Raw genomic sequence first — 12,985 nt, forward strand, 5'->3', positions numbered from 1 at the left:
CGCCCCCGGCCCGCTCCTTCGAACCTGCGTGGAGTCCATCCCATGAACGGAAGCAGATCCATCTTTCTCTACCTTCTCGCCGCCGCCGGCCTGGCGCTGACACCCGCGGCCCAGGCCGACCGGGGCAACGACGTGGTCGCCCGGCTCAACCAGTTGTACAACGACACCCGCCAGGATTGCGGCGGACCGTCGAAGCCGGCATTCCTCTGTTCCGGCGTGCTGTTCCGCGCCACCTGGCCTTCGACCGACTACATGTTCTACAGCATCAGTCCGAAGAGCCAGAAAAGCGGCGGCGTCTCCGCCTCCTACCTGCGCAAGGACGCCAAGTACCGCAAGCTCGCCTATGGCCTGAAGAGTGGCTTCATCTTCGACACCATCTTCGGTAATCCGAAGGACCACCAGGACTATGCGGTGCTCTGTTCCTTCCCCATCGACGCCGCCACCGACGACCGCGCCCAGCAGGGTTGCACCGATTCGCGGCGCACGCCGAACAGCGTCGAGAAGTCCTGCCAGGACATCAACGTCAGCACCGCCGAGCAGTGGGCGGCGAACTACCGGCAGAACCGCGGCGACCATTCGCGGCAGTGCTCCTTCGACGTCCGCGACGAGCGCAATACCGCCGCCGGCCCGGCCTTCTACCAGAGCATCCGGGCGATGGCGCAGATCGCCGACGAATCCTTCACCACCCAGAACGAACTGCGCCTGGCCAAGTGGGAGGAAAACCCGCCGAAGTCGCCGTCGATCCTCGCCGCGTTCTACACCGAGGACGCCGGCCTGGAGGGCGCTCGGCTCAACCAGATCCAGTGGTACCAGTCGGTCCAGGCATTCCTCCCGATCATCAACATGCGACTGCCGCAGACCCGCCAGCAGGACGCGCAGTTCGCCTACGACGGGCGTAAGCAGGCGATCTACCCGACCAGCGAGAAGAATGCCTGCGAGCGCTATGTGGAAAGCGCCACCTGGGTGGAGCGCGACGATCCGGGCTTCAGGAAGAATATCATGACCCTGGAAGTGGTACCGACCGATTGCGGGCGCAAGATCCAGGACAACCAGACCAACAATTTCTTCAACGAGCTGGTGGTCGACCACTACCTGGACAGCGAATGGAAGGACAACCCGGACAACCGCGACAGCAATATCGGCAGCATGCGCCGACAACTGGTCTGCCACTTCAACGTCGCCCGCAACAAGCCCGAGTGGAACCTGGAACCCTCGCGGCCGTACACCTCCAACGAGGACTCCATCGCCAAGGGCTGCAATAACACCTGAGGCCGCTCCGCGGGGGCGCTAAGGCGTCCCCTGCGAACAGCAATATGGCCTTTTGATATCACACGCTCTACCATGCCGTCTTTCCAAGCCGCCAGGGAACGAACGCATGGCTTTCGATGCCGCCCGCTATGTCCACCGCTACTACGCCAGCCTGGCGCCCGCCCCGGGCAACGAATACCCGCGCCTGAGGGCCTGGGAGTACCTCTGGGAGTATGTCTGGGACCCCAGTCGCAGCTGGGACGACCTGACCGCCCCCGAACAGCTCGACACCACCGCCCTGCACCTGGGTTTCTACCTGGCCAACTGGGGCATGTTCCGTGGCTCCTCGGGACTGCTGCAGAACAGCAACCTGGACCTGATGAAAGCGCTGGCCCGGCAGCTCTTCAGCGGTGCCGGACCGGAACTCTTCGAGCTGTCCCTGGTGGATTTCGCCGGCAACGGCGCGCGCCTGGCGCACAACCGCAAGCTGCTGGAAACGGTACTCGGGTCGATGGACGCCCTCAGCAGCCGGGTGAGCTGGACCGACACCCTGAAGAGCAAGATCCTGCTCGGCGTCTGGGGCGAGTTTCCCGCCCTCGACCGCCACTACGTGGCCGCCTGTCGCGCGCTGTATCCACGCCGGGGCCTGACGAGCGTCAACGGCGGGACCCTCACCGCGCTGCACCGCCTGATCGGCGAAGAAAGGCTGTCGTTCCCGCGCCTGGAGACCGCCCGCAAGGGGCTCCTCTACCCCACCGGGCGCCTGGCCGACATGGCTTTCTTCCAGTACGGCCTGGAAAACGCCTGAGGCGCTGCGCCGCCGATCCGGGGGACTTGTAGGCATGCCCTCGCTGTAAGTAGTATGAGACTCATTCTCAATTACAACAGCGACCCCCTCCATGCCGCCGGCCGACGCCTCCCTGCACGACGCTGTGAGCCATCTCTACCAGGACCACCATGGCTGGCTGCAAGGCTGGTTGCGGCGACGCCTGGGCTGCGCGGAAAACGCCGCCGACCTGGCCCAGGACACCTTCGCCCGCCTGCTCGCCTCGCGCCGGGTACTGGATGCGCGCGAACCGCGCGCCTACCTGACCACCGTCGCCAAGGGGCTGATGATCAACTGGTTCCAGCGCCAGTCGCTGGAGCGCGCCTACCTCGATGCCCTGGCCAACCTCCCGGAAGACCTCGCGCCGCCGCCGGAACAGCGGTTGATGGTGCTGGAAACCCTGCATGAAGTAGACGCCCTGCTCGGCAGCCTGCCGGACAGGGTCCGCCAGGCGTTTCTCCTGGCGCAGATCGAAGGCCTGAAGTACGAAGCCATCGCCGAGCGCCTGGGCGTGTCCCTGGGTTCGGTCAAGCGCTACATGCAGCAGGCCTTCCGCCAGTGCCTGGAGCTGATGGAATGAACGCCGCGGACGAAGGCCGGATTCCCTCGCCGATCCTCGACGAGGCCGCCGAGTGGCTGGTGCGCCTGCAGGACAGCGGCTGCACCGACGACACGCGCCAGGCCTGCGCCCAGTGGCGGCAGCGCAGCCCGCAGCACGCCCATGCCTGGGAGCGCGCCGAGCGCCTGCTGCAATGCCTCGGCCGACTGCCGCCGGCGCTGGCCCTGCCGACCCTCGGCCGCGAGCGCGGGCTGGACCGGCGGCGCGCGATCAAGCACCTCGCCCTGGTCCTCGGCGGCGCCTCGCTGGGGCTCGCCACCTGGCAGGCCGAACCGTTGCGCGACTGGCTGGCCGACCAGCGCACCGGCGTCGGCGAACAGCGCCGCCTGACCCTGCCCGACGGCAGCCTGCTGACCCTGAACACCGACAGCGCCGTGGACCTGGCCTTCGACGCCAGCCAGCGGCTGGTACGCCTGCTGCGCGGCGAGATCTTCGTCGATAGCCGCGCCGACCCGCGTCCGTTCCGCGTCGCCACCGCCGAAGCGCGGCTGCATGCCGGTGCCGCCCGCTTCAACGTACGCCAGGAGATGGCCGCGACCCGGGTCGCGGTACTCGCCGGGCGGGTCGAACTGAGCCCGCTCCACGGACGCGGGCGCTGGCTGGAAAGCGGCGAGTCGGTGCGCCTGGGCGCCGACGGCGAAGCGCGCCGGCTGGCCTTCGACGGCCTGCCGGACGCCTGGACCCGCGGCATGCTGATGGCCGACCGGATGCCGCTGGCCGAGGTGCTCGCCGAACTCGCCCGCTACCGTCGCGGCGTACTGCGCTGCGACCCGCAACTGGCCAGGCTGGCGGTGTCGGGCGCCTATCCGCTGCTGGACCTGCGGCGCACGCTGGGCATGCTGCAGGCCACCTATCCGCTGAAGGTGCGCGGGCTGACCGACTACTGGATCAGCCTGGTGCCGGCGTGACGGCGCGGCCGCCATCCCCGTGGCAACCGCCCCCTCGCGTCCACCCCGGCAGGCCGTCCGCCGTTGCGCCGGAACAGGCGTTGCCATCGACATACCGGGCTCCGCAGAAAAATAACCGCCTCGACCTGAGACCTTTTTCCTTCTCGGCTGGCAAGTAGAGGAATCCGCCCCGACCCAAGGTCCGCAGAGACCACGAGGAACCCTGTACATGCCCGTACGCACGCTTCGCCCCCGTTCGCTGTCCCTGGCCATCCACGCCGCCGCCATGACCCTCGCCCTCGCCGGCGCGGCCCCCGCCCTGCTTGCCGCCGAGGCGCCCGCCGCCAGCTCGGCGCGCAGCTATGACATCGCCCCCGGCCCGCTCGGCCGTACCCTGTCGGCCTTCGCCAGCGACAACGGGGTATCCCTGGCGTTCGACCCGGCGCTCACCGAGGGTCGCCGCAGCGCCGCCCTGCGCGGCCGCTACGCGCCGGTCGAGGCGCTGCACCGCCTGCTGCTGGGCAGCGGCCTGGAGTTGCAGCAGCGCAGCGATGGCAGCTACACCCTGGTGCCGGCAGCCACCGATGGCGCGCTGGAACTGCAATCCTCGCTGATCACCGCCCAGGCCGCCGGTGCCGAGACTCTGCCCGCCGAGTACGCCGGCGGCCAGGTGGCCCGTGGCGCGCGCCTGGGCATGCTGGGCAACGCCGACGTGATGGATGCGCCATTCAGCATCACCAGCTACACCGCCAGGACCATCGAGCAGCAGCAGGCGCGCAGCGTCGCCGACCTGCTACAGGCCAACGATCCGTCGGTGCGGGTGGTCGGCGGGCGCGGCGACCTGGTGGACAGCTACACGATTCGCGGCTTCAGCGTGCAGAACGCCGACGTCGCCTTCAACGGCCTCTATGGCCTGCTGCCGTTCTGGCGGGTACCGATCGAGTTCGCCGAGCGCGTGGAAGTGCTCAAGGGACCGAACGCCCTGCTCGGCGGGATTTCCCCCGGCGGCAGCGTCGGCGGCACCATCAACCTGGTGCCCAAGCGCGCCGACGACCAGCCGCTGACCCGCGTCAGCGTCGACTGGACCCAGCGCGGCCAGCTCGGCACTCACCTCGACATCGGCCGGCGCTTCGGCGAGAACAACGCCTTCGGCGTGCGCTTCAACGGCGTCTACCGCAACGGCGATACCGCCGTCGACCATCAGAGCCGCGAGTTTCCCATGCTCTCCCTGGGCCTGGACTTCCGTGGCGAGCGCCTGCGCCTGTCCAGCGACCTGCTGTACCAGAAGGAAAGCCTGGAAGGCGTGGTGCGCCCGCTGCTGACCGGCCCGGGAACCACCCACATCCCCCACGCCCCGGACTCGAAGACACGCTTCGGCCTGCGCGATTCCTACCTGGACCAGGAGGATTACTCCATGGTCAACCGCGGCGAGTACGACCTCGCCGACAACCTGACGGCGTTCGCCAGCATCGGCGGCCGCCAGAGCAACTACGAAACCATCGCCGCCAACAGCATCCTCGTCGGCAACCAGGGCGATATCGTCAACAGCCTGGCACGCCAGCGCGGCGACCGCCGCACCTATTCCGCCGAGGTCGGCCTGCGCGGCAACTTCGACACCGGCCCGCTCCGCCACGACTGGACGCTCAGCGCCAACCGCCTGCACGAACGGCTGGGCATGGTCTATGCCTTCACCGGGATGCAGCCGGGCAACCTCTACCAGACCTCGCCGCATACGCCGCTGCCGGACTTCTCCAGCCTCGACGGGAGCATTCCGAAGACCAATGAAACCGACCTCGGCGGCGTGGCGCTGGCCGACAGGCTGTCGTTCCTCGAGGATCGCGTGCAGGTCACCCTGGGCGTGCGCCGCCAGCAGATCGAGTCGCGCAACTACGACCAGACCAGCGGCGCGCGCACCAGCCACGACAAGCGGCACGTGTGGACGCCGATGGCCAGCGTGCTGGTCAAGCCGCTGCAGGACCTGTCGCTGTACGCCAACTACATCCAGGGCCTCAGCCAGGGCGAGGCGGCGCCGATGACCGCGGCCAACGCCGGCCAGGTGCTGGCACCGTACAAGGCCGAGCAATACGAGATCGGCGCCAAGTACGACCTGGGCGGCTTCACCACCACCCTGGCGCTGTTCGAGATCAGGAAACCGAACGCCTATACCGACGCCAGCAACGTCTTCCGCGCCGACGGCGAGCAACGCAACCGCGGCGTGGAGCTGAGCCTCTATGGCGAACCGCTGGACGGCGTGCGGGTGATGGCCGGCGCCACCTACATCAAGCCCGAGCAGAACAAGACCGGCGACCCTGCCAGCGAAGGCAAGGACGCGCCCGGCGTGGCCCGCCGCCAGGCCAACCTGGGGGTCAGCTGGGACACCCCGTTCGTCGACGGACTGACCCTCGACAGCCGCTGGATCTACACCGGCTCGGCCTATGTGGACAGCGCCAACGCCCTCGCCGTGCCGCACTGGAACCGCGTCGACCTCGGCGCCGCCTACGCCTTCCAGGTCGCCGGCAAGCCGCTGGTGGCGCGCGCCAACCTGGAGAACGCACTGGGCAAGGACTACTGGACCGCAGCCAACGGCTACCTGTCGATCAGCTCGCCGCGCACCCTTTCCCTTTCCCTCACGGCGGACTTCTGAGTCCGCCCCACCATAACCAGAAACCGCCGATGACCAGCCAATGACCGCGAAAACCCTGCGCACCTGGTACCTGGTGCACAAATGGACCAGCCTGATCTCCACGATCTTCCTGCTGATGCTTTGCCTCACCGGGTTGCCGCTGATCTTCCACGAGGAGATCGAGCACTACTTCGAGCCGCATCCGCAGCTCGAGCCGCTCACCGCCGAGTCGCCGCGCATCGACTACGACGACGTGATCGTCCGCGCCCTGGCCGCCCGGCCGGGCGAAGTGGTGCGCTTCCTGGTATTCGAAAAGGACGACCCGCTGGGCCTGGTGATCAGCGCGCCGAGCCTGGTACCGCCGCCGGAGAACGGCCACATGCAGCCGTTCGACGCGCGCACCGGGGAATTCTTCGACGCACTGCCGCCGCCGGGCGGCTTCATGTACCTGATGCTGAAGCTGCACACCGACCTGTTCCTCGGCCTGCCCGGCTACCTGTTCCTCGGCCTGATGGGCCTGCTGCTGGTGGCCTCGCTGGTGTCCGGGGTGGTGGTATACACGCCGTTCATGCGCAAGCTGGACTTCGCCACGGTACGCGCCGAACGCAGCCGTCGCCTGAAGTGGCTGGACCTGCACAACCTGCTGGGCATCGTCACCCTGTCCTGGGTACTGGTGGTCGGCGTGACCGGAGTGATCAACACCCTGGCCCTGCCGATCCTGATGCTCTGGCAAGGCGGGCAGTTGGCGGAAATGACCGCGCCCTACAAGGACGCGCCGCCGCTACAGCGCCTCGGCTCGCTCGACGCGGCCCTGGCCACGGCACGCCGGGCGGCGCCGGACATGGAGGTCAGCTTCGTCGGCTTCCCCGGCACCCAGTTCAGCAGCCAGCATCACTATGCGGTGTTCATGCGCGGCAACACGCCGCTCACCGAGCGCCTGCTGAAGCCGGCACTGATCGACGCGCAGAGCGGCGAACTCACCGACATGCGCGAGATGCCGCTGTACGTGAAGACGCTCCTGCTGTCCCAGCCGCTGCACTTCGGCGACTACGGCGGCATGCCGCTGAAGATCGTCTGGGCGCTGCTCGACCTCGTCAGCATCGTCATCCTCGCCAGCGGTCTCTACCTCTGGCTCGGCCGACGCAAGACGCCATTGGAGAAGCGCCTGGCGGAACTGCCGGACGGCAGCCTGGCGACGGAGGGCAAGGCATGAGGCGCGGTCTCTGGATGATCTTCCGCTGGCCCCTGCTACTGGCCCTGCTCGGCCTCTTCGGGCTGCTCTCGGCGCTGCTCGGCGACGGCCTCTACGACCTGCTCTCCTGGCTCGCCCTGGGCACTCCGCTGGTGCTGGTCGGCTGGGTCTGGCTGCGCCTGCCGCGAACCCGAAGGAACCCCTGAGATGACCACCCCGCCGCCCTCCGCCAACACCCTGGACCTGCGTCCGCTGATGTTTGAGACCTTCGTCTGCACCCTCGCGGTGATGTCCTTCGTCGCCCTGGTCGGCCCGCTCGCCCACAAGCTCGGCCTGGCGCCCTGGCAGGCCGGCGCCGCGGTGACCGTCGGCGGCATCGCCTGGATGCTCGCGGCGCGGCCCTGGGGCATCGCCAGCGACCGGCATGGGCGACGGCGGATACTGCTTGGCGGGCTGGCCGGCTTCGCCCTCTCCTACGGCTCGCTCTGCCTGTTCATCGTGCTCGCCCTGCACTGGACGTTGCCGACCCTGCTCGCCTTCGCCGGTATCGTTCTCCTGCGCGGCCTCGCCGGCGGTTTCTACGCCGCGGTGCCGGCCTGCACGGCGGCACTGGTGGCCGATCACGTCGAGGCGCAACGACGCGCCGCGGCGCTGGCCGGACTCGGCGCGGCCAGCGCGATAGGCATGGTGATCGGGCCGGGGCTGGCCGGACTCCTGGCGACTCACGGGCTGGTCCTGCCGTTGCTGGTCACCGGCGCGCTGCCCCTGGTCGCCCTGCTGGCGCTCTGGCGCTGGCTGCCGCGCGAGGAGCGTCGCCAGCCGAACCGCGGCGCCGCCCTGGCGATCGGCGACCGCCGCCTGCGGCGGCCGCTGGCGGTGGGCTTCGTGGCGATGTTCAGCGTCACCGTGGCGCAGATCACCGTGGGCTTCTTCGCCCTCGACCGGCTGCGCCTGGATTCCGCCGACGCCGCGCGGGTGGCCGGCATCGCCCTGACCGCAGTGGGCGTCGCGCTGATCCTGGCCCAGCTCCTGGTGCGCCGCCTGGACTGGCCACCGCCGCGACTGATCCGGGTCGGCGGGCTGGTCGCCGCCATCGGCTTCGCCGCCGTGTGCTTCGCCGACTCGCCGCCGCTGCTCTGGCTGGCCTTCTTCGTCGCCGCGGCGGGCATGGGTTGGGTATTCCCGGCAGTCTCGGCGCTCAACGCCAATGCCGTGCGCGCCGAGGAACAGGGTGCCGCCGCCGGCACCCTGGTGGCCGTACATGGCTTCGGCCTGATCAGCGGGCCGCTGCTCGGCACGCTGCTCCACCAATTGGACAGCCGCGCCCCCTACGCGCTGGTCGGTCTGCTGCTGGCGCTGGCGGCGTTCTGGCCGAGCCAACCGACGCGCCCCGTGGAAACGAGGAGCGAAGCACCATGACCGCTGTCGACCTGCTGCTGGTCGCGACCCTGCTGGCGGCCCTGCTCGCCTGGTGGATACCCGCCCTGCCCGGCCACCGTGGCCTGCTGGCGCTCGCCTCGACGCTGGCGCTCGGCGCCGGCCTGTACGCTGCATGGGACGACCGCTGGCAAGCCGGCGTCGGCGCCTTCGCCGGTTTCTCCCTGCTGCTCGGCGCCTGCCTGCGCCGGAAGCCCGAGCGCGGCCTGCCGTTCCGGACCGGTTCGCTGTACGGCCTGCTGGTGCTGCTGGCAATCGCCGCGCTGTACCTGTTCCCGGTCGCGCCGCTGCCGGCGCCGAGCGGCCCCTATGCGGTCGGCGTGCGCGATTTCGAACTGGACGACCCCAGCCGGCCCGGCCTGCTCGGCACCCCGGCCGGGCAGCCGCGGCGCCTGCTGGTACGCGCCTGGTACCCGGCACGCCCGATCGCCGGCGCCGCGCCGCGTCACTATTTCGATCCAGGCGAGGCGCGCAGCACCGCGCGGGGCTTCGGTGAAATACTCGGCTTTCCGCCGTTGCTCGCCTACCTCAAGCACCTGCGCACCAATTCCTATCCGGACGCCCCGCTGCGCGACGATTCCGCTCGCCTGCCGGTGGTGTTCTACAGCCATGGCTACAGCGCCTTCGCCGGCGGCAACTGGACCCTGATGGAAGAACTGGCCAGCCACGGCTACGCGGTCTACGCCATCCAGCACAGCGGCGACGCGTCGCCGACCCGCCTGCCCGATGGCACGCTGCTGCCCATGGACCCCGGGCTGGTCGAACACCTGCGCCGGGCCGCCCACGACGGCTTGCCGCAGGCCATGCGCCAGGGCTATGTCAGCGACGATCTCGACCAGCGCCTCGACGGCCAGTTGCACACCGCCCTCGACCTGCCCGCCCCGGCCAACCGCGCCATCAACCTCAGCGCGCCGGTATGGCTGGCCGACCGCCTGTTCGTCCATGACCGCCTGCAGGCCGGCGAGGTCCCGGACAGGGTCGCCGACCTGGTGGCCGCCAGCGACTTCGCGCACACCGGCGAGATGGGCATGTCCTTCGGCGGCTCGACCACCGGCGCGGTCTGCATGGTCGACCGACGCTGCGCGGCGGCCGTCAACCTCGATGGCGGCGACTTCGACTTCGCGCCCTTCGATAGCGATTTCCCGGCACCGCTGCTGATGCTGCACGCCGACCTTGGCAACTTCTACCGGCTGTTCGGCATCGAACCGCCGGCCCGCCCGAGAAGCTTCAACGACTTTTCCTACGAACGCTTCGAGCACGCCGGCCAGCGCCAGGACATTCATCGCCTGGTACTGCGCGATTCGGCCCATGCCGGGCTTACCGACAATCCGCTGTTCATCCGCCGGCCGCTGCGCGACGGGCTGCTCGGCTCGGCACCGACGGAAGTCCTCATCCAGGCTCCCAACGCCCTGGTGCTGGGTTTCTTCGATCACTACCTGCGCGGCCGCGCCAACGACTTTCCGCAAGCGCAGATGGCGCGCTTCCCCGCCTGGCTGACGCGCTACGACAACTCGGCGGTGCGCGACTGGTGGCTGGCCAAGCCGGAAGCCCAGCGCCTGGCGCTGCGACAACGCATCGACGAAATGAAACGGCGCAAGACCGGGCTGGATCTTCCCTGACGACGGGTTACAGTGGGCGCCCCATCTGCGGAGCGCCGTCCATGCATATCCCGCCCGAGCTGATCATCCACCAGACCCGCCACTGGACGCTGAACCAGCGGATCGACTCGGCCCTGCCCGGCTACTGCATGCTCGGCTCGCGGCAACTGGCGACGGCCTTCCACCAGTTGCCGGAACAGGCCCTCGCCGAATTCGGGCCGCTGCTGGCCAGGGTCGAACGCGAAATGGACACGCTGCTGCGGCCGCGACGCATCTATGTCGGCCGCTACGGCCACATGCCCGGCCTGCCGGTGCATTTCCACCTGATTCCACTGTACGACTGGGTCGAGGAATTGTTCTGGGAGGACACGCGCTACCGGACGCTCCAGCAGTTCGGCGTGCCGACCGCCGACCCCCTTACCGATGGCGCCGAGCTGACCCTGTTCGTCTGGCGCGAATTCTGCGAACGCGCCGATCCACCGGCCGTGCGCGGCATGGATCGGCAACAGGCGATCGCCGGATTGCGCCGGGCATTCGGCTACGGCGTCCAACCCCGAACATCGTCTGGGCCGGACTCCGAGTCCGCGCAGGACGCATGACCGCGTGCGGTTATCCACCGTGAAACGGATGGGTTCCAAGGCCGTGAGGGATGAATACCCGCCATGAAACGGGTGGGCTTCGAGGCCGCGTAGGGCGAATAACCGCGTGCGGTTATCCGCCATGAAACGCCGGCGCAGCGGTGTCGTCACGGTTGCAGGTAGCGGTGCTTCCAGCCTCCTTCGTCGCGGTCGTAGCGCAGGCGCTCGTGCAGCCGCTCGGTGCCGTTGCCCCAGAACTCCACCGACTCCAGGCACAGTTCGAACAGGCAGTAGCCCGGCGGGCGCGGCAGCGGGCCGTCGGTTTCCGCCAGGCGCCGGGCTTCGGCGCGCAGGGCGTGGATGTCGGCGAGGGTTTCGCTCTGCCGCGAGGCGATCGACATCGGGTGGGTCTGGTACGGGCGGCTCAGCCACTGGGCGTCGGCGCGCTCGTCGGGCAGGCGTTCGGCGCGGCCGTTGAGGATGATCTGCTGGCTGCTCTCGCGCCAGTACAGTACCCCCGAGGCCCAGGGGTTCTGCGCCAGTTCGCGGCCCTTCTGGCTATCGGCGTGGGTGGCGAACACCACCCCGCGCTCGCCCAACTCGGCGATCACCACGATCCGCGTCGACGGCCGGCCCTGCCCGTCGACCGTGGCCAGGGCCAGTGCCCGCGGCTCGCGCACGCCATAGCGGCGGGCGCGTTCCAGCCAGTTGCGCAGCACCTCCATGGGGTTCGCCGGCGGCGCCTCGAACTCCGGGAAAGGGGCTTCGATGGTCCCGGTGAGGGACTCGGAAATGTTCGCGTTGACGCCCATCACGGCGTTCCTCCGTTCTGCCCGTTCACAGGTAGGCCCGGCCTTCGGCGAAGGCCGCGCCGTTGCCCGACACTTCCACCGTCGAGACCCGCTCGCCGGCGCCCTCGGCGCGGGCGTACATGCGCGACGGCCGGCCGATCTCGACGCCCTGGAGGATCTCGATCTGCTGCCCGTAGGGAATCTGCCGGTGGCGCGCCAGGTGGATCGCCAGCGGCCCGGCGGCGGAACCGGTGGCGGCGTCCTCGACCACGCCGTAGGCCGGCGAGAACATGCGGCTGCGCCAGTGCCGCCCGGCGCCGGCGAAGCAGTTCACCGCCAGGTCCGGGAAGTCGCACAGCGCGCGGTGGTCGGGGTGCAGCGCGGACAGCGCGGCGACGCTCTCCAGGCCGACGAACACGTGGCGCGGGCCGTTGCGGTAGACCTCGATGGGAAAGGTCGAGCCCTTCAGGCCGAGGGCGGCGAGCAGCTCGGCCGGGCGGCTGAAGTGCTCCCAGGTGGGGATCGGCTGCTGCATGCTGCAGGCCACCACCTTGCCGTCCTGGCGTTCCAGGGCGAAGGGCACGGTGCCCATCCTGGTCTCCAGGAACAGCCTGTCCTTGTCGGTCTCGGCGCCCAGGGCGATGGCGGTGCCCAGCAGCGGGTGGCCGGCGAACGGCAGTTCGTTGACCGGGGTGAAGATGCGGATGCGCGCGTCGCCGTCCTGTTGCGGGCGGAGCACGAAGGTGCTCTCCGACAGGTTCATCTCCCGCGCCATGCGCTGCATGCGCTCGCCGCTGAGGTCGTCGCAGTCGAAGAACACCGCCACCGGGTTGCCTTGCAGCGGTTCGCTGGCGAAGGCGTCTATCACGACATATCTGTGCATGGGCTCTCCTGGCTCAGGGCCGCCGCTCGACCAGCGCGTGGCGCAGCAGGTCGGCGATGATGCGCGGACCCTCGCGGGTCAGCACCGATTCGGGGTGGAATTGCATGGAGGCGAAGCGCGGCCCGCGCAGGGCATGGACCTCGCCGGTCTCGCGGTCGCGGCTGATCTCGATCGGGCCGACCTCGGGAATCTCGATGCGGTCCTGCAAGGCGCGCGCGGCGAAGGTGTTGTAGAAGCCGACGCGCTCGGCGGCGCCGAACAGGTCGATCTGTTTCTGCACGCCCTGGTTGGGCTCCTGCCGGC

General features: G+C 69.3%; 13 protein-coding genes. 10 read left to right on the top strand and 3 right to left on the bottom strand.

From position 1 onward, the window contains the following. Positions 1-42 precede the first annotated feature (42 nt). The 10 genes from FHW81_RS18765 to FHW81_RS18810 all read left to right on the top strand — a co-directional run bounded on the left by FHW81_RS18765 (position 43) and on the right by FHW81_RS18810 (position 11,029). Entirely contained in the window at positions 43-1,269 is a 1,227-nt protein-coding gene (locus tag FHW81_RS18765; protein ID WP_023091399.1) for a DUF2599 domain-containing protein, read from the top strand. A gap of 106 nt (positions 1,270-1,375) precedes the next feature. Then, complete coding sequence (locus tag FHW81_RS18770) at positions 1,376-2,056, top strand: hypothetical protein (RefSeq protein WP_003114933.1); 681 nt, start codon at positions 1,376-1,378, stop codon at positions 2,054-2,056. A 91-nt stretch (positions 2,057-2,147) separates the two neighbouring features. After that, a complete protein-coding gene (locus tag FHW81_RS18775) occupies positions 2,148-2,654 on the top strand; it encodes a sigma-70 family RNA polymerase sigma factor (RefSeq protein ID WP_003088185.1) in 507 nt (168 codons plus the stop codon). After that, positions 2,651-3,601: a FecR domain-containing protein gene (locus FHW81_RS18780; protein WP_014603025.1), complete on the top strand. Its 951-nt coding sequence runs from the start codon at positions 2,651-2,653 to the stop codon at positions 3,599-3,601. The genes FHW81_RS18775 and FHW81_RS18780 overlap by 4 nt, the downstream gene beginning before the upstream one ends. A gap of 208 nt (positions 3,602-3,809) precedes the next feature. Next, complete coding sequence (locus FHW81_RS18785) at positions 3,810-6,224, top strand: TonB-dependent receptor (protein WP_003144451.1); 2,415 nt, start codon at positions 3,810-3,812, stop codon at positions 6,222-6,224. A 40-nt stretch (positions 6,225-6,264) separates the two neighbouring features. Next, positions 6,265-7,416: a PepSY-associated TM helix domain-containing protein gene (locus FHW81_RS18790; RefSeq protein WP_003119181.1), complete on the top strand. Its 1,152-nt coding sequence runs from the start codon at positions 6,265-6,267 to the stop codon at positions 7,414-7,416. Then, positions 7,413-7,601 carry a hypothetical protein gene (locus tag FHW81_RS18795; RefSeq protein ID WP_003088166.1) on the top strand — a complete coding sequence of 63 codons (189 nt, stop codon included), beginning with the start codon at positions 7,413-7,415 and terminating at the stop codon, positions 7,599-7,601. The genes FHW81_RS18790 and FHW81_RS18795 overlap by 4 nt, the downstream gene beginning before the upstream one ends. Before the next feature lies 1 nt (position 7,602). Then, positions 7,603-8,814, top strand: coding sequence for an MFS transporter (locus FHW81_RS18800; protein ID WP_023091400.1), 1,212 nt, complete (start codon positions 7,603-7,605; stop codon positions 8,812-8,814). Beyond that, positions 8,811-10,451 carry a hypothetical protein gene (locus FHW81_RS18805; protein ID WP_023128954.1) on the top strand — a complete coding sequence of 547 codons (1,641 nt, stop codon included), beginning with the start codon at positions 8,811-8,813 and terminating at the stop codon, positions 10,449-10,451. Before FHW81_RS18800 ends, FHW81_RS18805 begins: the two co-directional genes overlap by 4 nt. Positions 10,452-10,492: 41 nt before the next feature. Beyond that, positions 10,493-11,029, top strand: coding sequence for an HIT family protein (locus FHW81_RS18810; protein WP_016253536.1), 537 nt, complete (start codon positions 10,493-10,495; stop codon positions 11,027-11,029). A 146-nt stretch (positions 11,030-11,175) separates the two neighbouring features. Here FHW81_RS18810 and phzG read toward each other — a convergent pair whose 3' ends face one another. From phzG to FHW81_RS18825, 3 genes are all read right to left on the bottom strand, one after another. Beyond that, positions 11,176-11,820, bottom strand: a complete 645-nt coding sequence (gene phzG, locus FHW81_RS18815) for a phenazine biosynthesis FMN-dependent oxidase PhzG (protein WP_003112073.1) — start codon at positions 11,818-11,820, stop codon at positions 11,176-11,178. A 25-nt stretch (positions 11,821-11,845) separates the two neighbouring features. Continuing rightward, positions 11,846-12,682 carry a phenazine biosynthesis protein PhzF gene (gene phzF / locus FHW81_RS18820; protein WP_003117652.1) on the bottom strand — a complete coding sequence of 279 codons (837 nt, stop codon included), beginning with the start codon at positions 12,680-12,682 and terminating at the stop codon, positions 11,846-11,848. Between the two features lie 13 nt (positions 12,683-12,695). After that, positions 12,696-12,985: glutamine amidotransferase-related protein (locus tag FHW81_RS18825; protein WP_429479798.1), on the bottom strand; the 290-nt coding region annotated here is incomplete at its 5' end.

The organism is Pseudomonas sp. RC10-4-2, assembly GCF_050433085.1.
Lineage (GTDB): Bacteria > Pseudomonadota > Gammaproteobacteria > Pseudomonadales > Pseudomonadaceae > Pseudomonas > Pseudomonas aeruginosa.

Excerpts from the sequence above, each read along its gene's own strand:
- FHW81_RS18780 (WP_014603025.1), top strand. The coding sequence starts at position 2,651 with ATGAACGCCGCGGACGAAGGCCGGATTCCCTCGCCGATCCTCGACGAG.
- FHW81_RS18785 (WP_003144451.1), top strand. The coding sequence starts at position 3,810 with ATGCCCGTACGCACGCTTCGCCCCCGTTCGCTGTCCCTGGCCATCCAC.
- FHW81_RS18805 (WP_023128954.1), top strand. The coding sequence starts at position 8,811 with ATGACCGCTGTCGACCTGCTGCTGGTCGCGACCCTGCTGGCGGCCCTG.
- FHW81_RS18790 (WP_003119181.1), top strand. The coding sequence starts at position 6,265 with ATGACCGCGAAAACCCTGCGCACCTGGTACCTGGTGCACAAATGGACC.
- FHW81_RS18770 (WP_003114933.1), top strand. The coding sequence starts at position 1,376 with ATGGCTTTCGATGCCGCCCGCTATGTCCACCGCTACTACGCCAGCCTG.
- FHW81_RS18800 (WP_023091400.1), top strand. The coding sequence starts at position 7,603 with ATGACCACCCCGCCGCCCTCCGCCAACACCCTGGACCTGCGTCCGCTG.
- phzF (WP_003117652.1), bottom strand. The coding sequence starts at position 12,682 with ATGCACAGATATGTCGTGATAGACGCCTTCGCCAGCGAACCGCTGCAA.
- FHW81_RS18775 (WP_003088185.1), top strand. The coding sequence starts at position 2,148 with ATGCCGCCGGCCGACGCCTCCCTGCACGACGCTGTGAGCCATCTCTAC.
- FHW81_RS18810 (WP_016253536.1), top strand. The coding sequence starts at position 10,493 with ATGCATATCCCGCCCGAGCTGATCATCCACCAGACCCGCCACTGGACG.
- FHW81_RS18795 (WP_003088166.1), top strand. The coding sequence starts at position 7,413 with ATGAGGCGCGGTCTCTGGATGATCTTCCGCTGGCCCCTGCTACTGGCC.
- FHW81_RS18765 (WP_023091399.1), top strand. The coding sequence starts at position 43 with ATGAACGGAAGCAGATCCATCTTTCTCTACCTTCTCGCCGCCGCCGGC.
- phzG (WP_003112073.1), bottom strand. The coding sequence starts at position 11,820 with ATGGGCGTCAACGCGAACATTTCCGAGTCCCTCACCGGGACCATCGAA.